The organism is Streptomyces vilmorinianum (assembly GCF_005517195.1).
GTDB classification, from domain to species: Bacteria; Actinomycetota; Actinomycetes; order Streptomycetales; family Streptomycetaceae; genus Streptomyces; species Streptomyces vilmorinianum.
This window is the reverse complement of the sequence record NZ_CP040244.1, coordinates 6199387-6219204: the sequence shown is the minus strand read 5'-3', so window position 1 is coordinate 6219204 and position 19818 is coordinate 6199387. Positions and strand designations below refer to the sequence as shown.

Below are 19818 nucleotides of genomic sequence, written 5' to 3'. Positions count from 1 at the left end.
ACCATGGGACTCGTGTACGAGTGGACGATCGGACCGGGAGGTGCCGGATGACGGACGCGGGGCGGGAGCCGGGGCGGGGGTCCGGGCCGTTGTTCGGGATCGCCGAGGTGACGGGGGTGTCCATGGTGCCCACGCTGCTCCACGGCGACCAGCTCCTCGTGCACTACGGGGCACGGCTGCGGCCCGGGAGCGTGGCCGTGCTGCGTCATCCGCTCCAGCAGGACCTGCTCATCGTCAAGCGTCTGATCGAGCGACAGGGCGCCGGCTGGTGGGTGCTCGGGGACAACCCGGACACCGAGGGCGACAGCCGGGTCTTCGGCGCCGTGCCGGCCGAGCTGGTCCTGGGGCGCGTACGGGCGAGGTACCGGCCCCTCACGCCCGGGCGTCAGCGGTCGGCCGGCGTGGTGTTCCCCTGGCTGCTCTCGGCCGTCAGGCCCGTACGGTCGGCCCGTTCGGCCTCCAGGCGCTTGCGGGCCCGGTAGGCGGCCACGTTGGCGCGGGTCGCGCAGCGGTCCGAGCAGTAGCGGCGGGAGCGGTTGGTCGAGGTGTCGAGGTAGGCGTTGCGGCACGGCGACGCCTGGCACAGGCCGAGCCGGTCGGCGCCGAACTCCGTGAGGTGGAAGGCGAGTCCCATCGCCGCGATGGCCGCGTAGCCCGCGGTCGCGTTCGAGGGGTGGTCGGCGAGGTGCATGTGCCAGCGCGGCCGGCCCTCGTCGTCCAGGTAGTCGTGCCCCGAGATCTGCGGGCTGACCGGGAACTCCAGGAGCAGCGAGTTGAGCAGGTCCACCGCCTGCGTGTGGTCGCCCTCGTCGGCGGCGGCGAAGATCGCCCGCAGCCGGGTGCGTACCGAGCGGAAGCGCGTCACGTCGGCGTCCGCCACGCGCCGGGCCATCTGGGTGGACGGGCCGAAGAGTTCGCGTACCGCCTCGACCGAGGTCAGGGAGTCCTTGTTGCGGGCGGGCTCCTCGGTGTTGACCAGACGCACGGCGTAGTCCGAGTAATAGGCCAGTTCCACTTGTAGTCCTTACTCCGGCGGTCTAGGGTCGGTGGCGGAAGGGGTAAGCGATGGTCCCCCTTCGAGGGTATTACGAAGAGGGTGAGGTACGGCGATGGCGGACGCGACGGCGACCGGAACCGACTGGGCGGCCTGGCAGGAGAGCTGGGACCGTCAGCAGGAGTGGTACATGCCGGACCGCGAGGAGCGGTTCCGCGTGATGCTCGACATGGTCGAGGCCGTGGTGGGGCCGGAGCCCCGCGTCCTCGACCTGGCGTGCGGTACAGGGAGTATTACGGATCGACTGCTCAAGCGGTTCCCGGGGGCGACCAGCGTCGGCGTCGACCTCGACCCCGCGCTGCTCACCATCGCCGAGGGCTACTTCGCCGGCGACGAGCGCGTCACCTTCGTGACCGCCGACCTCAAGGACCCGTCCTGGACGCGGGCGCTGCCCCACGGCTCGTACGACGCCGTGCTCACCGCCACCGCACTGCACTGGCTCCACACCGAGCCGCTCACCGCGCTCTACGGCCGGCTCGCCGGGGTGGTCCGTGACGGCGGCGTCTTCATGAACGCCGACCACATGATCGACGAGACCACCCCGCGCATCAACGCCGCCGAGCGCGCCCACCGCCATGCCCGCATGGACCGCGCCAAGGCCGCCGGCGTCCTCGACTGGGCCGACTGGTGGGCCCTGGCCGCCAAGGACCCCGTCCTCGCCGAGCCGACCGCCCGCCGCTTCGAGATCTACGGCGAGCACGCCGACGGCGACATGCCGTCCGCCCGCCGCCACGCCGAGATCCTGCGCGCCGCGGGCTTCGCGGAGGCGCGGCAGGTCTGGGCGTCGCCGTCGGACACGATGGTGCTCGCGGTGAAGTGAGCACGGACGGGGACGGGCGGGGACGGGCGGGGCAGACGGGAAGGGGCGGTACGGGATTCCCGTACCGCCCCTTCCCGTACTGCCGCTTAAAGCACCTTGGACAGGAACGCCTTCGTCCGGTCGTGCTGCGGTTTCGTCAGGACGTCGCGCGGGTGGCCGGACTCGACCACCACACCGCCGTCCATGAACACGAGGTTGTCGCCGACCTCGCGGGCGAAGCCCATCTCGTGGGTGACGACGACCATCGTCATGCCCGACTCGGCGAGATCGCGCATGACGTCCAGGACGTCACCCACCAGCTCCGGGTCGAGCGCCGACGTCGGCTCGTCGAAGAGCATCAGCTTCGGCTCCATCGCCAGCGCACGGGCGATGGCGACACGCTGCTGCTGCCCGCCGGAGAGCTGCGAGGGATAGTTCCCGGCCTTGTCGGCCAGACCGACCCGGTCCAGGAGCCGCTCGGCCCGCTCGCGGGCCACGGCACGCGTCTCACCCTTCACCTGGATCGGCGCCTCCATGACATTGGCCAGGGCCGTCATGTGCGGGAACAGGTTGAAGCGCTGGAAGACCATGCCGATGTCCCGGCGCTGGGCCGCGACCTCGCTGTCCTTCAGCTCGTAGAGCTTGTCGCCCTTCTGGCGGTAGCCCACCAGCTCGCCGTCGACGTACAGCCGGCCGGCGTTGATCTTCTCCAGGTGGTTGATGCACCGCAGGAAGGTGGACTTGCCGGAACCGGACGGGCCGATCAGGCAGAACACCTCGCCGTTGTTCACCTCGAGGTCGATGCCCTTGAGGATGTGGGCGGCACCGTAGGACTTGTGGACGCCCTCGGCCTTCACCATGGCAGTCACTTGGCCACCGCCTCACGGTTGGAGAATCGGGAGAGGTTCGCCTTGATCTTCTGCCACGGCGTGGGCGGCAGGGACCGCAGCGAACCACGGGCGTAGTGCCGCTCCAGGTAGTACTGGCCGACGCTGAACACCGAGGTCAGGATCAGGTACCAGATCGAGGCGACGAAGAACATCTCCATGACCGCGAACGAGGTCGAGGCGATGTCCTGCGCGGCGCGCAGCAGATCCGGGTACTGCACGGCCACGACCAGGGACGAGGTCTTCAGCATGTTGATGAACTCGTTCCCGGTCGGCGGGATGATCACCCGCATCGACTGGGGGAGCACCACACGCCGCATGGTCTTCGCCTGGCTCATGCCCAGCGCGTGCGAGGCCTCGGTCTGGCCCTCGTCGACGGACTGGATACCCGCCCGGACGATCTCCGCCATGTACGCGCCCTCGTTCAGGCCGAGGCCCAGCAGGGCGGCCAGGAAGGGGGTCATGACATCGGTCATCTCGTCCTTGTAGAACCCGATGTTGAACACCGGGAAGATCAGGGCGAGGCTGAACCAGATCAGCAGCTGCACGTAGACCGGCGTGCCGCGGAAGACCCAGATGTAGAGCCAGGCGACCGAACTGGTCACCGGGTTCTTGGACAGACGCATCACGGCGAACAGCACGCCGAGGACCAGACCGAGGGCCATCGAGGCCACGCTGATCAGGATGGTGTGCCAGAGACCGCTCAGGATGGTGGAGTCGAACAGCTTCTCCGGCACGGTGGCCCAGCGCACGTCGCCCTGGGAGAAGGCGTACCCGAGGAGCCCCAGCAGGGCGACCACCACGACACCGGCTACCCAGCGCCCGTAGTGGCGGACCGGAATGGCCTTGATGGCCTCCGGCGGGACCCCCGCCGGGGCGGGTGACGCCCCGGCGGGAACCTTGTCGAGCTTGTCAGTCACAACGACTGCCCTTCAGTGGTACGTGGAGGTCAGGAGCCGCCGTTGATCTTGGCCGCGGGGATGGCGCCGTCAGCGGCGTTCCACTTGTCGAGGGCGGCCTTGTACGTGCCGTCCTTGATGATCGCGTCCAGCGCTTCCTTGATGGCGTCGCGCAGCTGGGTGTCCTTCTTGTCGACGGCGATGCCGAAGAAGCCGGCGTCCGTCTTGTTGGCGATGGCCTCGAAGTCGTTGCCACCGCCCGCGGTCTTCGCGATGTACGCGGCGACCGGCGAGTCGTTCAGGTCGGCGACGGCGCCGCCCGCCTTGACGCGGGTCTGGGCCTCGGCGTCCGTCGGGAAGGACTCGAAGGTCAGCGCGGGCTTGCCCTCCTTCTTGCACTTCTCGGCCTGGTCCTTCGCGGCCTGCTCGTACGTCGTACCGCGCTGCACGGCGAGCTTCTTGCCGCACAGGTCGTCGAGGGACTGGATGTTCTCCGGGTTGCCCTTCTTCACCAGGATGCCGGTGGAGGCGGTGAAGTAGTCGACGAAGTCGACACCCGTGCCGACCTTCTGGCCCTTGTCGTCCAGGCCCTCCTGGCGGGCCTTGGTGTCGGTCATCGAGGACATCACGATGTCCGTGCGGCCGGTGGGCAGCGCGGTGAGCAGCGTGTCGAACGTGCCACTGGCGAACTCGAACTTCACACCGAGCTGCTTGGACAGAGCGGCAGCGATGTCGGGGTCGACACCGACGATCTTGTCGCCCTCCTTGAACTCCATCGGGGCGTACGTGGCGTCCGTGCCGACCTTGATGACGCCGGCCTTCTGGATGTCGGCGGGCAGCTTGGAGAAGAGCGGGGCGGTCGAGGCGGCCCCGGTCTTGCCGCCTTCGGGGGTCGAGCCGCCCTCGGTCTGGTCTCCACACGCGGTCAGCAGCATGGAGCCGGCGACCGCGATGGCGGCGACCGCGGCAAGACGGGACGTGCGGGTCTTGGCGACAGTCGTACAGCGCGTGGAGCGTGCGGTCATGGTCGGGTTCCTCCGGCAGGTGAGGGAGTTGCCATAGGCCGCGCACGCACCTTCGGGTGTCGCGACCTCGTGTGATTACGGCATCTTGCCATTCGGACTACCCGATTCGGGCGGCCACGCATGTCAAAATCGGATAACGGGTGACCCCCGATTCGCTACCAGCCGGTACATCAAGGCCGGACCTTCTCCGGAGATACCTACCCCGGACCGGAAAATCTCCGGTTGATCTCGCCATTTGGACGACACGAATGCCCTGATCCGGTGTACGGAAGCACTTGTCCGGACTTGGGGCGAGGTGCGCGCTCTGCGCAAGGGGCCGATACGGCTGTATGAGGCGCGTCACCGCTCCGAATTGGACTCGTCTACGGTTACGTACGTCCGGTAAGAAGGATCCTTACACCCCTCATCCGGGGCTCAGGGCGCGTTGTGCGGCGCGCCCGCGCGGTTGCCAGACACGGCGACCGCGGGACCCGCCCACCCCTCCTCAACCAGGAGTGGCCACCCTCAAATGATGAAGACTTAAGGGGTCAACCCAATGGCAGCGGAGATCGTCAATCCTCGAAGCGAGAGCGGCACGGAAGGGGCTCAGGAGCCCTTCGATCCGGCCTTCGCGCTGCACCGCGGCGGCAAGATGGCCATCTCGGCCACGGTGCCGCTGCGCGACAAGGACGACCTGTCCCTCGCGTACACGCCCGGCGTCGCCAAGGTGTGCACCGCAATCGCCGAGCAGCCGGAGCTGGTCCACGACTACACCTGGAAGTCTCAGGTCGTCGCCGTCGTGACCGACGGAACGGCAGTGCTCGGACTCGGCGACATCGGGCCGGAGGCCTCGCTTCCGGTCATGGAGGGGAAGGCGATCCTCTTCAAGCAGTTCGGCGGCGTGGACGCGGTCCCGATCGCGCTCGCCACCACCGACGCGGACGAGATCGTGGAGACCGTCGTCCGGCTCGCCCCCTCCTTCGGTGGAGTGAACCTGGAGGACATCTCGGCGCCGAGGTGCTTCGAGATCGAGCGCAAGCTCCAGGAGCGACTCGACATCCCCGTCTTCCACGACGACCAGCACGGCACGGCCGTCGTCACCCTCGCCGCGCTGCGCAACGCGGCGAAGCTGACCGGCCGCACCCTCGGTGACCTGCGCGGAGTGATCTCCGGCGCCGGCGCGGCCGGGGTCGCCATCGCCAAGTTCCTCCTCGAGGCGGGGCTCGGCGACGTGGCCGTCGCGGACCGCAAGGGCATCGTCAGCCGCGACCGCGACGACCTGACCCCGGTCAAGCGCGAGCTCGCGGAGATCACCAACAAGGCCGGCCTCTCCGGCTCCCTGGAGACCGCCCTGGCCGGCGCGGACGTCTTCATCGGCGTCTCCGGCGGTACGGTCCCGGAGGCCGCGGTGGCCTCGATGGCGCCGAACGCGTTCGTGTTCGCCATGGCCAACCCGAACCCCGAGGTCCACCCCGACATCGCGCACAAGTACGCGGCAGTCGTGGCGACCGGCCGTTCGGACTACCCGAACCAGATCAACAACGTCCTCGCCTTCCCCGGCATCTTCGCGGGCGCCCTCCAGGTCCGGGCCTCCCGGATCACCGAAGGCATGAAGATCGCCGCGGCGAACGCGCTGGCGGACGTGGTGGGCGACCAGCTCGCCGCCGACTACGTGATCCCGTCGCCGTTCGACGAGCGCGTCGCCCCGGCCGTCACGGCCGCGGTGGCGGCCGCGGCCCGCGCCGAGGGCGTGGCGCGCCGCTGACGCGGTCCGTACGCATGAAGGGCCCCGCTCCCCGAGGAGCGGGGCCCTTTCGTGTGCCGGGCCTCGCGCGTGGGCCGAAGGGCGCCCGGAGGTGAACCGAGCGTCATGGAAGGGGGGACGTGCGTCACATCGGTGCGTGGTTCCGCCATCCCCGTGGGTGACCCTACGCTCATGGCCATGTTCGCTGCCTACGCCGCCCGAATCGACCGCGACCAGCCGCTGAACGGCCTTGAGCTGGGCGAACGGCCCGAGCCCGAGGTGCGTCCCGGGTGGACCACCGTCACCGTCAAGGCCGCCTCCCTCAACCACCACGACCTGTGGTCGCTGCGCGGGGTCGGACTGCCCGAGGAGAAGCTGCCGATGATCCTCGGCTGCGACGCCGCCGGCATCGACGAGCACGGCAACGAGGTGGTCCTGCACTCCGTCATCGGCCAGACCGGTCACGGAGTCGGGCCCGACGAGCCCCGCTCCATCCTGACCGAGCGCTACCAGGGCACCTTCGCCGAGCGCGTCACCGTGCCCACCTGGAACGTGCTCCCGAAGCCCGAGGAGCTCTCCTTCGAGGAGGCCGCCTGCCTCCCGACCGCCTGGCTCACCGCGTACCGCATGCTGTTCACCAACGCCGGCGTGCGCCCCGGCGACTCGATCCTGGTGCAGGGCGCGGGCGGCGGCGTCGCCACCGCGGCGATCGTGCTCGGCAAGGCCGCCGGCCTGCGCGTCTTCGCCACCAGCCGCGACGAGGCCAAGCGCAAGCGGGCCGTCGAGCTCGGCGCCGTCGAGGCGTACGAGCCGGGCGCGCGCCTTCCGCGGCGCGTGGACGCCGTCATCGAGACCGTCGGCGCGGCCACCTGGTCGCACTCGGTCAAGTCGCTGCGGCCCGGCGGCACCCTGGTGATCTCGGGCGCGACGAGCGGCGACCGGCCCTCGCACGCCGAGCTGACCCGGGTCTTCTTCCTGGAGCTGAAGATCGTCGGCTCGACGATGGGCTCGAAGGACGAGCTGGAGGACCTGCTGTCGTTCTGTGCGGCCACCGGCGTCCGGCCGGTGATCGACGACGTGCTGCCGCTGGACCGGGCGCGCGAGGGCTTCGAGAAGATGGCCTCGGGCGAGCTCTTCGGGAAGATCGTCCTCACCATGTCCTGACCATGTCCTGACCATGTCCTGACGATGTCTTGATGGATCGTCAGATCCGCTGATGGGATCTCCGGCACTGCGAACACACCGTCGTGCCGGAGGTTCCCTTGTCGCGAACGCCGCGAACGCTGCGCCCCTTCCGCCGGGCCCCTGGAAGATCGCGGCCCGGGGCGAGGCGGTCGTGCTGCGCGGGGGCGAGGGCCGGGCGTGGGTGGTGGCGGCCCCGGGTGCCCGGGTGACGGTGCACGTCACCCGGGGCTGAGGCCGAGACCGCCCTCGGTCGTCCGCGCCGGGGTGGCAGCCCCGGCACGGACGGGCACGGTTGGACACCGCCGGGTCAGCGGCTCTGCCCCTGCTTTCCGGCTTGCGGGTGGAGCAGGGCCGTGAGGTGCGCCGCCGCCGTCGACAGGTGGCGGCGTGCCTCGGTCAGCTGGGCCTCCGTCACCCCATGGTCACGGGCCGCGTCGCGGATGTCGTCGCGGAAGCGGTCCAGGAGCCGGTCCAGGTCACGGGCCGGGTCGCCGGTGGAGGCGGTGTCGGAGGCCCACTCAGGGGCCGCCCCCTCCGGGGCCCTCCACCCCGAAGCGGCCTGCTCGGGGGTGTCGCAGGACTCGGCCGCCTTGGGGTGTGTCGTGCCCGTGACCAGGCCGCCCAGCTGGGCCGTGATGTCCGAGAGGCCCTCCCAGACCCCTGAGGGCCAGTCGCCGCGCGCGAAGCGGTCCTGGACCTCGTCCTGGACCTGCTTGGCGATCCGCTGGAACTCCTTGGCCTGGCGGCGGGCCGACTGCGCCTCCGCGCGGGCCTGGCGGGTCTGCTCCCTCCACTCCTGCTTGGCGCGGCGCATCTCCTCCTTGACCTCGGCGAACGCGGAGTCCTTGTGCCGGCTCTCGCTCGCCGCCGCGCGCATCTCGCTGCGCAGCTTGCCCGCCGCCCCGCGCACGTCGTCACGGATCTCGGCGGCCAGCTCGGAGACCGACTCGCGGATCTCCTGCTCCAGGTCGGCCAGTTCGTCGACGCGCCCGGCCAGCTCCGCGCGGCCCGCGTCGGTGATCGAGTACACCTTGCGGCCGCCCTCGGTGGCGTGCGTGACCAGACCCTCGGCCTCCAGCTTGGCCAGCCGCGGATAGACCGTGCCGGCCGAGGGCGCGTACAGGCCCTGGAAGCGCTCCTCCAGGAGCCGGATCACTTCGTAGCCGTGGCGAGGGGCCTCGTCGAGGAGCTTGAGCAGATAGAGGCGCAGTCGGCCGTGGGCGAAGACGGGCGCCATGTCAGAGCACCTTTCCGGAGGTGGAGGGGGCGGCGTCGAAGCCGCCGTCGTCGGCCGCCTCAGGGCGGCGCAGCAGGGCGATCGAGCCCGAGACCGTCGTCGCCCTGAGCGTGCCGCGGCCCGCCCCGAGCGTGCCGGTGATGCTCTTGGCGCCCCACTGTCCGTCGACCCGCAGGTCGTCGAAGGCGTTGGAGACGGAGCCGCTCGTCGTGTTCGCCTCGACCCGGGCGTCCGCCGGGTGCGGAAGCCGGATGGCGACCTCGCCGGAGACGCTGGTCAGCCGGATGTCGGCGGGCGGTCCGTCCAGGTCGGCGGCGTCGAGGTCGATCACCATGTCCCCGCTGATCGTTTCGGCCTTCACGGAGGCGCCCGCGCCCTCGATGACCGTGACGTCGCCGGTCACCGAGTTGACCCGCAGCGCGCCCGTGACGGACTGGGCCTCCAGGCAGCCGGAGATCGTCTCCGCGCGGACCGGCCCGGCGAGCCCGACGAGCGTCGTGTCACCCGTGACGCCCCGGACGTCCGTACGGCCCTTGACGCCGGAGATCACCGCGCCGGCGCCGATCACGCCCACCTCGACGTCCGTGCCGGCAGGGACGGCCACCGAGACCACGGCCCTGCGGCGGTGTCCCTTGCGGTCGAACCACTTGAGGAAGCCCTTCCAGTGCAGGTCCTCGTAGCTGACCGTCAGGGTCGAGCCCTCCTGGGTCACGATCAGCGGCGGGCCCTCGACGGAGGAGACCTCCAGGCGGGCGGAACCCTCGTCGGTGCCCACCACGTTCACCGTTCCGTTGACGATGCGGACCTGGAGGCGGGTCACGGGATCGGTCAGCGTGAGTTTCGTCGGCTCGGACACGGACCACTCTGTCATCGTGCTGACCTCCCGTTCGGTGACGCAACATATCGCGTCTCTCATCAACACGATATATCGCGGCCCGGGGAAGTCAACCCCCGTTCGGTGTGGGCGCGCGCGGACATTCACCCTCGTACATGGACAAATTGACTTAGCGTAGGGCCATGAACGCGACATCCGGACCGAGCCCCGTCGGGGCGCTGCTGCTCTGCCGTGCCGAGCCCCCGGCCGTCCGCCCGCCGGCCCAACTGCTGCGGGAACAGCTCCTCCTCGCCCCGGCCGGAACCGAATGGAGCGTCATCGTCCCCGAGGGAAAGCCCTGGCTCCACGGCGGCGAGCCCGTCGAACGGGTCGTCACCGGCTGGGCCACCGCGCTGGCCGTCTCCGCCGCCACCTGGCCCGTCCTCGCCCTCTGGTGGGACACGGACCGGGCCGGATTCACCCTCGCCGCCGGATTCCGCCGCACCGTCGGCTACACCTGGCTCGCGGACGGCACCCCGGTCGGCGAGGACGAGGCCATGCGCACCTTCGCGGCCCGGCTCGCCCTCGACCCCGTCCTGGACGTCCAGGCCCTGGAACCGCTCACCCGAACCGACAAGGACGCCGACGCCCACGCCCGGCTCATCGGCCTGACCGCGGTCCTCGCCCGCATCGGACTGAGCCTGCCCACGGGAGTGACCCCCGGCGAGAGCGCCGACCGGCTCCGCTCGGTCGCCCTGGCCCAGGGGGCCGAAGAGCTGGTGTGGTCCGGCTGGCGTGATGCCGTGCGCGCCGAGCTCGACGCGGTGGAGGGCGGCAGCCTCGGCCTGTATCTGCGCGGCCCCCGGGCCCGGCTGCTCGCCGCGGTGCAGCTCGGGGCCGGTCTGCCGCTGCTCGCCTGGGGCATCGGCCGCCGCAGCGGGGGCTGGACGGCGGCGGGGGCGCTCCTCGTCGCGCACGGGGCGCTGGGTCTTGCCTACGACCGCCTGCGCGGCCTGTGACCCGAGAGCGGGTGACCTGGAACCGGGTGGCCCAGAAGCGGGTGACCCGAGAGCGGGTCGCCGCTACTCGTCGTCGTCCTCGTCGTCGTCCAGACGGGCCAGCCAGGTCGCGAGGCGCTCGACCGGCACCTCGAAGTCGGGGTTGAGATCGACGAACGTCCGCAGCTGCTCGGCGAGCCACTCGAAGGAGATCTCCTCCTCGCCGCGCCGCTTCTCCAGTTCCTCGATGCCACGGTCAGTGAAGTACATGCGATCAGGATAGGCCGTGGTGCCGACGGCCCCTCGCGCTTGTCAGCGGCAGCGATTAGCCTTCTTCATCATCGTTTCGGGGAGCGGGGGGCCGCTGTGACGCATGGGATCGCTCGTATACGACTGGACGACGGCACGCCTGTGTGGGCCAGGATCAGTGAGCCCGACGAACTCGACCAGGGCGGCGGCTTCACGGACACCGGCATCGGCGACCGGGTCGTCTCGATGGCCGGGGGACTCACCGATGTCGTACGGGGGGTGGTCGGCTCGCTGCGGGCGGGGCTCGACCCGCAGGCACCGGTCGAGGTCGCCGTCAGCTTCGGCATCGAACTGTCCGCGCAGGCGGGCAAGGTGATCGGCGTCCTCGCGGACGGCGGCGGTACGGCATCGATCTCGGTCTCCCTGACCTGGACCGAACCGGGACCGCAGCCTGCGGGGGCCCCGCCCGCGACCGCCGCGTCGATCCCCGCCCAGGGCGCGCCCGGCGCCGCGCCCCCGCCCACGACCGCCCCGGCGGCCGATGGCGCCGTATGAGCGCCCTCGACGCTCTGGTGCGCCCTGCACTGGTGCGCATCTCCGATCCCGCCGATGGGTATGAGCGGGGCGGCGACCGGTACTGGGGCACCGGCTTCTTCATCGCCCCCGCCTGGGTGCTGACCTGCGCGCACGTCGTGGCCAAGGGGGGAAGCGCGGTGTGGAGACACGAGCGGGCCGTCGGCGTGACCTGGCAGGGCGGATCGGCCACCGGCCAGGTGGTCCTGGCCAAGCCGCACCCCGACCCGCCCGAACGGGAGCCCGACCGCTGGGACTTCCCCGACATCGCCCTCGTCCACGTCCCCGAGGCCCGCGACGTCTCCTGCGTACGCCTCAGCGAACGCCCGCCCGTCATCACCCGGCCCATCGACGTCAGCCTGCACGGCTGGTCCCTGCAGGCCGGCGGCCTCGGGATCCGCCAGGCCGTCGGCGAGGCGCACGGAGCCGACGGCGGAGCGCTCCTGCTGCGCTGGACGTTACCCGTGGAGGGCCTGTCCGGCGGGCCGGTCGTCGACCGGAACCGGGGCGCCGTCATCGGTATCAACAAGGGACGCGGCCGCGACGAGGGCGCCGCCGTCCCCATCACCTCGCTGCGCGAACTGCACGACGTGCCCGGCGGCGAGATCCTCCACGAGGTCATGCGCGATCACGACCGCCACCACCTTGCCCGCTACCGACGCCTCTCCGGAGCACCCGACTGGACCCGGGAGCAGATCCGGCTGCGGCCGCCCACCACCCGGGGCGTCGGCCCCGGTCGCCGTATCCAGCTGTACGGGCGTCTCGCCGAACTGCCCCCGCCCGCCGGACCCGGCGACGTGCTGCACCTCGTCGACGAGGTCAAGCGCCGGGTCCTGCACGAGGACTTCCAGTCCGTGCTCGAAGCCGACCCACGCACCTGGCGCGAGGGCGTCGGGCTGCTCCACGAACTGCGCGACCCGGCCCAGGAGGCCATCGAGGACCTCGGTCTCAACGCCGTGTTCCTCTACGCGGCGCAGGTCGTCCGCCACACCCTCGAACTGCACGGCGAGAGCCCCGCCGTACGGAGCCTGGCCGACTGGATCGAGGACGAGGCCGTCGAGGCCCACCCGGTCATCCAGGAGGAGATCGCCGGTCTGCTCGCCCCGGACGGGGACGGAGCGACGCCCGGCCACGCGACCGCAGGAGAAGCGCCGGCAGGCCTGCCCCGAGCCGGCCAGGCCCACGCGGACCAGGCCCCAGCCGGTCAGGCCCACGAGGACCAGGCCCCAGCCGACCAGGCGCACGAAGACCAGGCGCACGAAGACCAGGCCCACGAAGACCAGGCGCACGAAGACCAGGCCCACGAAGACCAGGCCCACGAGGGCCAGATCCCCGCCGGGCCGCCCGACACCACCGCCGTACGGGAGCGCGGGGCGCGGGCCGATGTGATCGTGCGGGTCGACGCCGTCCCGTACAGCTCCCGCTACCACTGGCAGGTGAGCCTCCTCTTCGACGGCCGGACGATCAGCCCGCTGCACGACGCGAAGACCGGAGCGGCGCGCGAGGAGCTGGCCGCGGCTCTGTGCGCCCCGCTCGCCGAGGCGCTGCGGCACGGCGACAGCGGCGGTCGACTGGCCGCCGTCGAGGCGTGGTTGCCCCGCGAGCTGTTCGACCTTCCCCTCGACACCTGGTGTCCCTCGGCGGACGGCCGGCTCGTCGACGAGCACGCGCTGACCCTCGGCCAGCGCCGGATCGTCGTCATCCGCGACGTCGCCCGCCGCAGCCGCCCCGCCTCGCCCGAGTGGCGCGACCGCTGGCAGGCCGCGAAGGAGGGACCGCTCAAGGCGATACCGCTGCGCGCCGAAGCGCCCGGCGCCGGGCCCGACGCCCACACCCCGCACTTGCGCCGCGAGACCCCGAAACAGGCCCTCGTCCGCCTCCTCGACGCCGAGAACGGCTCCGTACCGGTCTTCTGTGGCCCGGTCGGCAGCGGGGAGGGCTTCAGAGCCATGGCCGCGGCGCTCACCGCCGGCCACCCGATCGCCCTGTGGCGCCACAGCGCCCACCAGCACACCGACTGCGCCGAGTTCCACGAGAAGGCGGGTCTCCTGCTCGCCGAGGCCGGGCGGGCCGAGGGGCTGCACCGGCCGATCCGCACCCTGCGGATCAGAGCGGGCGACGAGGAGGCCGATCCACGGGACCGGGCCGCGGACGCGTGGGCGGAGAACGTGAGCGTCCTCCTCGACCCGCCCGACCGTCCTCCGCTGGTCGACGAGCCGCTGTACGTTCCTCCCCTGCTCGGTGAGGAGGACCCGTGACCGGGCGGCGAACACCCGGACAAACGGTCCGGATTGAGCGTCGGCAGCCCCGGCAACCGGGCGGTACCTTCGACGGATCCGGCCCTCGTACCCCAGCACGCCGCCCGCCCCGGAACGCCGCGCCAGCACGCCACGCCACCACACCGCGCCATGCCACGACAGCCAGGAGGAGTTCATCGTGAACGATTGGCGGATCTACCGTGGTGCCGGCCATCCTCACGACGAGATACAGCGCCTGCCCGCGCCGCCGCCGTGGCGCGACTTCTCGGCCGGCGGAGCCGACGACACCCTCGCCGGTTCCGACCGGCGGCTCGGCGTACGGCGGCGGCTCGTCCAGAACCACCACCCGCGCCCCGCCGAGACCGACGCCGTCAACGCCGCCCTGTATCTGCGCAGGCCGCTCCTGGTCACCGGCAACCCCGGCACCGGCAAGTCCACCCTCGCCCACGCCGTCGCCCACGAGCTGCGCCTCGGCCGGGTGCTGCGCTGGCCGATCGTCAGCCGGACGACCCTCCAGGACGGGCTCTACCGCTACGACGCCATCGGCCGCCTCCAGGACGTCCAGCTGGAACGGGCCCAGGCGGGATCGCCCGGCTCGGCGGCCGCGGCCCCGGCCGGCATCGGCTCGTACATCAGGCTCGGCCCGCTCGGCACCGCGCTGCTCCCCTCCGAACTGCCCCGCGTCCTGCTCATCGACGAGCTCGACAAGAGCGACCTCGACCTGCCGAACGACCTGCTGAACGCCTTGGAGGAGGGCGAGTTCGCCATCCCCGAGCTGGAACGGCTCGCCGACCGGGAACCGGTCGTCGAGGTGCTCACCGACGACGGCCGCAAGGTCCCCGTGCAGGGCGGCAGAATCCGCTGTACGACCTTCCCGTTCATCGTGCTCACCTCCAACGGCGAACGGGACTTCCCCGCCGCCCTGTTGCGCCGCTGCATCCGCCTGGAGCTGGAACCGCCGGGCGAGGAGCAGCTCGGCGCCATGATCGAGGCACACCTCGGGACGGAGGCCGCCGCCGACGAGGCCGGCCAGGGCCTGGTCGGCCGCTTCCTGAACCGGGAGCCCGGCGAGGTCATCGCCACCGACCAGCTGCTCAACGCTCTCTACCTGACCCAGCACGCCCCCCGCACCGAGCGGGTGACCAGGGAACGCATCGCGGACATGCTCATGCAGCCGCTCGATCAGCCGAGGTGATGGCCGGATGCACCGGATGCATCTGGAAGAGCTCACCCGCAGACTGCGGGCCGGTGGCCAGGACCCGACCGCCGAGGAGATGGCGGACGCCGTCTGGCTGGCGCAGTGGCTGCCGCGGGCGTCCCCGGACGCCGAGCACGGCCGGCCGCCGGACCCGGACGACCCCGAACGGACCGGCGAGGGGCGAGTTTCGGCCACCGGCGACGGGCCCGATCCGGCGGCCACCGACACCGACTCCGGCCCTGACTCCGGCCCCGGCCCCGACCGCGACCTCGCCCCGACCGACCACGACACGACCCGCGCCCCCGAGTCCGTCTCCCTCCACATGCGCTCCGGCGGCACCCGGACCGCCGGCGCCCGGACCGCGGGGACCCGGACCGCCGGCGGCCGGGCCGCGGACGGCTGCGCCGCCCTGCCCGTCCGCGCCCCCGGCGCCAACGCCCTGCCCGGACTCCTCGGGCTGCAGAAGGCGCTGCGCCCGCTGCGCCGGTACGCCCTGTTCCCCCACCGGGACGGCGAGGGCCTCCTCGACGAGGAGGCGACCGCCGAGCGCAGCGCCGCCGCAGGCCTCCTCCTCCCCGTCCTGCGCCCGGCCGCGGGCCGCCGCCCCGACATCCAGCTCCTCATGGACACCGGCCCCGCCATGGTCGTCTGGGACCGGATGCTGGAGGAACTGCGCCAGGCCTGCCAGCAGTCGGGAGCCTTCCGGGACGTCCAGGTCCACCGCCTGTACGACACCGGCGAGGGCCCGCCGCTCGTCACCACCACCTCGGGCTCGGACGGCCGGCCCCGGCTGCGCCCCGCCGACCAGCTCCACGACCCCACGGGCCGCCGCCTCACGCTGATCGTCAGCGACTGCGTGGGACCGCTGTGGCGGCGCGGCGCCGCCCAGCGGTTCATCCACCAGTGGCCCCGCCGGTCGCCGCTCGCCGTCGTCCAGCCGCTGCCCCCGCGCCTGTGGCCCCGCACCGCGCTGACCGTCGAACCTGGCACCCTGCTGCGCCCCGCGGGCCCGGCCGGGCACATCGACTTCCAGCCCGACGAGGAGCCCTGGGAGCCCGTCCCCCCGGGCAGCCGCGCGGTGCCCGTGCTCACGCCCACCCCGGAGGCCTTCGCCTCCTGGGCGCGGCTGTTCGACGGCCACGGCGCGGGCGCGGTGCCCGGCTGGGCGGCCTGGATCGACTCCGGCACGTCACTGCGGGACGGCGGACACACCGACGGGCGCACCGACGCGGGAGCGGTGACCGCCGCGCGGCGGGACGCCGACCTGCTGCGCGCGTTCAGCGCCGGGGCCTCGCCCGGGGCCCTCCGGCTCGCCGTCCATCTCGCCGCCGCCCCGCTCGCCCTGCCCGTCATGCAGCTGGTGCAGCGCGCGATGCTGCCCGACACCGGCCCCATGGAGCTCGCCGAGGTCCTGCTGAGCGGCCTCCTGCGCCAACTGCCCGGGCCCACCCCGTACCCCTGCTTCAGCTACTCGCCCGGCGTGCAGCACCAGCTGCTCGCCTCACTGGACCGCAGCGCCGCCGCCCTCGTGCTCAAGCACTGCTCCGAGTACGTGGAGCGCAACTTCGGGCAGGGCATGCGCAACTTCCCGGCCCTCGCCGCCGCCCGCCTCGCCGGCCAGCCTGCCGACGACACCCACGCCGACGAGCCGGAGATCCCCGGGCTCTCCGAGGACGACACGGACGAGCCGACCGGGCCGCTCGGCGCCGAGCCGGAGCTCTTCGCCCGCATCCCCGCGCGCGTGCTCCGCTTCTACCACCCCGACCTGGTCACGCCCGAGCCCCTCGCCGAGGCGGAACGCCTGCTCGGCCAGTGGCGCAGCCAGTCCGACCCCTCGCTGCTCGCCGTCGCCCGCGAACGGGCCGAGGCCGCCCTGCCGGGGGAGCCCGTACGGGCGGGGATCGTCCTCGGCAGGGTCCTCTACGCCGAGGCCGACACCGCCGCCGTACGGGGCACTCCCCGCCGGCACGAGCTGCTGACCCGCGCCGTGGCCGAGCTGGAGCGGGCCGCGGAGCCGGCCGAGCCGGGCAGCGACGCATGGGCCGAGGCCCGCCTCGAACTGGCCGTCGTCCACCACGCCCTGTGGCGCCACACCGGCGAGCCCCGGCACCTGGACGCCGCCCTCGCCTCCCTGGACGCGGACGCGGAGGACTGGCCCGGGACCCACCGCCACACCCGCCATCTGCGCCGCGGCCGCCTGTTGCTCGCCCGCGGCGACGGCCCCGGCGCGGCAGTCGAACTCACCACCGCCGTACGGCTCCTGGAGACCGGCCCCGCCCTGCTCGACCTGGCCGACGCCCTGCACCTGGCCGCCGCCGACCCGGCCGAGACGGTCCCCGTGCTCGACCGGGCCGGGGAACTCCTCGGCGACTCCGTCTCCCTGCGCCTGCGCTGGACCACCGCCCGCGCCCGGCTGTACGACCGGACCGGCGACGGCCCGGCCGCGGACGCGGCCTACGAGGAGGCGACGCTGCTGGCTCCGGCCGAGGGCGACCAGGGCGGACGGATCCTGATGTCCTGGGGCGAGTCCCTGATGCGCCGCGCCGCGGCGGCCCCCGGCCAGGCACCCGTCGACCGGGCCGAGAGCGTGCTGCGCGAGGCCCTCACACGGCTTCCCGCCGGGGCCCCCGGCCGCGCGCGGGCGCGGATACTGATCGGCAGCGTGCTGGCCCTGCGCTTCCACCGCGCCGGCTTCCTGCCCGACCTGTACGAGAGCCGCCACCTCCTCGAACAGTCCGCTCGGATCACGAAGGATCCCGCCCTGAGTTCCGAGGTGTGGCTCCAACTGGGACGGGTGAGACTGGAGTTGAGCGAGGCGACCCGGGACGGCTCGCTCGGCGACGCGCTCACCGCATACGAACGGTCCTGGGAGGACGCCCGATCCGCCCACGGCACCACCCCGGGCACGGTCACCGGGGCCCGCGCGTTGCACGCTCAAGGAGCCGTCCTGCTCCTGATGGGCCGCACCGAACGGGCCCGCACGGTGCTGCGGGCCGCGGCCGGGCAGTGGCAGCGGCTGACGGCCACCCTGACCGAGGTGGACTGGGACGACGTGGAGCGCACCAGGACGCTCCTCGCGGAGGTGAACGCGGAACGAGGGTCACCTCCGAGGCGGCTCTCGGGCGACGAACGGAGCCGGATCGCGCCGCCCTGGTGGGCCTGGAGCGAGACGACCGGATAGGCGGCAGGGAAACGGCTGGATAACGGGGGCGTGAATGGGCGCAGTTGAGTCGAACGGGTTTCTGACTTCCTGGCGTCGGGAAGAACCGCTCCGCCGCTACGACCGTGGGGGACAGGCGCCGGTGAGGAGGAGCCGAGGGTGTTGGAGCAAACGGAGCGGGTTACCGGTGTCGACCGGGACAACGGTCAGCCTCCGCACCTGCCCGATCTCGCGGCCGTGGACCTGCGGACCCTGCGCTTCATGGACGATCCGGAGCTGGTGGCCGCCGTCGAGCGGGTGCTCCGGCAACCGCGTGAACTCGGCGAGTCCTGGGTCGAGTCCGACTAGGCCGCACGACGGCCGACAGGTGCGTGGCGACCGCACGTTTCCGGTCACATCCGGCCGCCGCCGGCCACGGTCCTGTCCGGGGAGCCGGGGATGAGCCCCACGCCCCTGCCCACGGCGGTCTTCACCGCACTGGCCCGCACCCGCCCCGCTCCGGCCGGCCTCTCCGCCCTGGGCTCCGCGCTGCGGGCCCGACGCCTGCTGCTCCTCAAGGCCCTGCTCGTCCGGGTCGAGCGCCACCGTGAGGCCGTCGCCCCCGGCGTGCTCCGGCGCTTCCGGGAGGCCTGGCACCTCCTCGAACGGGTCGAGCGCGGCCACCCCGCCGTCGTCCGCGACGTCCTCGACTACCCGATGACCGGGGCGTGGCTGGCCGCCGCGCTCGCCGAGCCCGCCGGGCCCGCCCTCGACCGGCACCTCGCCTGGCTGGAGAACCTCGCCGTCACCGCCGCCCTGCGCGCGGGCGGCCTCCTCGACGTCACTCTGGACACCCCCGGCGGGCTCCTCTCGCTGCCCGGCGTCGGACGCGCGCGGGTGGCCGGGCGGCGGGCCCGGATCACCACCCGCTCCGCCGGTACGTACGTCCTCGACGCGGGCACCCCCGACACCGCCACCGTCCTGCTGCTCGCCGATCGGCGCGGGGGCACCCTCGTCGGCCGCGGCCCCGGCTGGAGCGGGCTGCGCACCCTGCCCGCCGGAGCGGCCCGCCTCGAGGACCTCGACCCGTACCGGGTGCCGCCCGGCGGCGTGGGCAGCCCGGCCCGTACCGCGGCCGAGCACACGGCCACCGACCCCGCCGCCTGGGCCGCCCGGTGGCGCGCCGCCCAGGACCTCCTCGGGCGCACCGACCCGGGCCGGGCCGCCGAGGTCCGCCGGGCCGTGCGCGCGGTCGTCCCGCTCGTCGCCCACGGTCCGCGATCCGTCGGGGCCACCCTGAGCGCCGCCCCCGGCGCCGTCCTGACGAGCCCGCCGGCCGGAGCGCGGGACCTGGCGGAGACCCTCGTCCACGAGACGCACCACAGCAAGCTGGCCACGCTGCACGAGTGCGTCCCGCTCTACCGGCCCGGGCCCGCCGCCGTGCACCAGGTCGGCTGGCGGACCGATCCGCGCCCCATCGCGGGCGTGCTCCAGGGCGCCTACGCCCATCTCGCCCTGACCGATCTGTGGCGGCGGGCGGCCACCGCCGAAGGGGTGCCGCGCCTGTGGAGATCCGTTGCCGGGCAGCAGTTCGACCATATCCACGATCAGGTGGGCGAGGCATTGGCGATCCTGCTTGAATCCGATGAACTGACCAATGAGGGGCGGGAGTTCGCGCAGCAAATGGGGCGGCACCATGCGAGCCTCGGCGCGACCCCGAGGCCGGTTGGGTAACACTGTGCCCACGGCACATGACACTACGTGGTGCGTGAGCGGGACG

Annotated in this window: 18 protein-coding genes; 11 read left to right on the top strand and 7 right to left on the bottom strand. The window is 72.7% G+C overall.

What is annotated here, in order from left to right; genetic code table 11:
* The first annotated feature begins 47 nt into the window (after window positions 1–47).
* Window positions 48–482 (top strand): nickel-type superoxide dismutase maturation protease, encoded by a 435-nt coding sequence (gene sodX, locus FDM97_RS28660; RefSeq protein ID WP_137993402.1) that lies wholly within the window; start codon window positions 48–50, stop codon window positions 480–482.
* Here sodX and FDM97_RS28655 read toward each other — a convergent pair.
* Window positions 386–1015, bottom strand: coding sequence for a CGNR zinc finger domain-containing protein (locus tag FDM97_RS28655; RefSeq protein ID WP_137993401.1), 630 nt, complete (start codon window positions 1013–1015; stop codon window positions 386–388). The genes sodX and FDM97_RS28655 overlap by 97 nt on opposite strands.
* 94 nt (window positions 1016–1109) lie before the next feature.
* On the opposite strand from FDM97_RS28655, the gene FDM97_RS28650 reads away from it, so the two are divergent.
* Complete coding sequence (locus FDM97_RS28650) at window positions 1110–1874, top strand: class I SAM-dependent methyltransferase (RefSeq protein WP_137993400.1); 765 nt, start codon at window positions 1110–1112, stop codon at window positions 1872–1874.
* Between the two features lie 86 nt (window positions 1875–1960).
* Here FDM97_RS28650 and FDM97_RS28645 read toward each other — a convergent pair whose 3' ends face one another.
* From FDM97_RS28645 to FDM97_RS28635, 3 genes are read right to left on the bottom strand one after another with little or no spacing between them, the layout of a single operon-like run.
* Window positions 1961–2722 carry an amino acid ABC transporter ATP-binding protein gene (locus FDM97_RS28645; protein ID WP_137993399.1) on the bottom strand — a complete coding sequence of 254 codons (762 nt, stop codon included), beginning with the start codon at window positions 2720–2722 and terminating at the stop codon, window positions 1961–1963.
* Window positions 2719–3660 (bottom strand): amino acid ABC transporter permease, encoded by a 942-nt coding sequence (locus FDM97_RS28640; protein WP_137993398.1) that lies wholly within the window; start codon window positions 3658–3660, stop codon window positions 2719–2721. The genes FDM97_RS28645 and FDM97_RS28640 overlap by 4 nt, the downstream gene beginning before the upstream one ends.
* A 29-nt stretch (window positions 3661–3689) precedes the next feature.
* On the bottom strand, window positions 3690–4664 hold the full coding sequence (locus tag FDM97_RS28635) for an ABC transporter substrate-binding protein (protein ID WP_137993397.1): 975 nt from the start codon (window positions 4662–4664) through the stop codon (window positions 3690–3692).
* 535 nt (window positions 4665–5199) lie between these two features.
* Here FDM97_RS28635 and FDM97_RS28630 point away from each other — a divergent pair.
* Together FDM97_RS28630 and FDM97_RS28625 are read left to right on the top strand one after the other, a co-directional pair.
* A complete protein-coding gene (locus FDM97_RS28630; protein ID WP_137993396.1) occupies window positions 5200–6408 on the top strand; it encodes an NAD(P)-dependent malic enzyme in 1209 nt (402 codons plus the stop codon).
* Between the two features lie 177 nt (window positions 6409–6585).
* Window positions 6586–7551, top strand: coding sequence for a zinc-binding dehydrogenase (locus tag FDM97_RS28625; protein ID WP_137993395.1), 966 nt, complete (start codon window positions 6586–6588; stop codon window positions 7549–7551).
* A 328-nt stretch (window positions 7552–7879) separates the two neighbouring features.
* On the opposite strand, the gene FDM97_RS28615 is transcribed toward FDM97_RS28625, so the two are convergent.
* Entirely contained in the window at window positions 7880–8809 is a 930-nt protein-coding gene (locus FDM97_RS28615) for a PadR family transcriptional regulator (RefSeq protein WP_137993393.1), read from the bottom strand.
* 1 nt (window position 8810) lies between these two features.
* Window positions 8811–9680, bottom strand: a complete 870-nt coding sequence (locus FDM97_RS28610; protein WP_137993392.1) for a DUF4097 family beta strand repeat-containing protein — start codon at window positions 9678–9680, stop codon at window positions 8811–8813.
* A gap of 146 nt (window positions 9681–9826) precedes the next feature.
* Between FDM97_RS28610 and FDM97_RS28605 the strand changes: the two genes are divergently transcribed.
* Window positions 9827–10642 (top strand): hypothetical protein, encoded by an 816-nt coding sequence (locus tag FDM97_RS28605; protein WP_137993391.1) that lies wholly within the window; start codon window positions 9827–9829, stop codon window positions 10640–10642.
* A 63-nt stretch (window positions 10643–10705) separates the two neighbouring features.
* On the opposite strand, the gene FDM97_RS28600 is transcribed toward FDM97_RS28605, so the two are convergent.
* Window positions 10706–10891 (bottom strand): DUF6104 family protein, encoded by a 186-nt coding sequence (locus FDM97_RS28600; RefSeq protein WP_137993390.1) that lies wholly within the window; start codon window positions 10889–10891, stop codon window positions 10706–10708.
* A 96-nt stretch (window positions 10892–10987) separates the two neighbouring features.
* On the opposite strand from FDM97_RS28600, the gene FDM97_RS28595 reads away from it, so the two are divergent.
* From FDM97_RS28595 to FDM97_RS28570, 6 genes are all read left to right on the top strand, one after another.
* A complete protein-coding gene (locus FDM97_RS28595) occupies window positions 10988–11425 on the top strand; it encodes a CU044_2847 family protein (protein WP_137993389.1) in 438 nt (145 codons plus the stop codon).
* A complete protein-coding gene (locus tag FDM97_RS28590; RefSeq protein WP_137993388.1) occupies window positions 11422–13701 on the top strand; it encodes a VMAP-C domain-containing protein in 2280 nt (759 codons plus the stop codon). The genes FDM97_RS28595 and FDM97_RS28590 overlap by 4 nt, the downstream gene beginning before the upstream one ends.
* Window positions 13702–13879: 178 nt before the next feature.
* Window positions 13880–14896 carry an AAA family ATPase gene (locus FDM97_RS28585; protein WP_137993387.1) on the top strand — a complete coding sequence of 339 codons (1017 nt, stop codon included), beginning with the start codon at window positions 13880–13882 and terminating at the stop codon, window positions 14894–14896.
* A gap of 7 nt (window positions 14897–14903) precedes the next feature.
* On the top strand, window positions 14904–18080 hold the full coding sequence (locus tag FDM97_RS28580; RefSeq protein ID WP_137993386.1) for an SAV_2336 N-terminal domain-related protein: 3177 nt from the start codon (window positions 14904–14906) through the stop codon (window positions 18078–18080).
* Window positions 18081–18218: 138 nt separating this feature from the next.
* Window positions 18219–18407 (top strand): hypothetical protein, encoded by a 189-nt coding sequence (locus tag FDM97_RS28575; protein WP_137993385.1) that lies wholly within the window; start codon window positions 18219–18221, stop codon window positions 18405–18407.
* A gap of 90 nt (window positions 18408–18497) precedes the next feature.
* Window positions 18498–19772 (top strand): aKG-HExxH-type peptide beta-hydroxylase, encoded by a 1275-nt coding sequence (locus FDM97_RS28570; RefSeq protein ID WP_137993384.1) that lies wholly within the window; start codon window positions 18498–18500, stop codon window positions 19770–19772.
* Window positions 19773–19818: the final 46 nt, after the last annotated feature.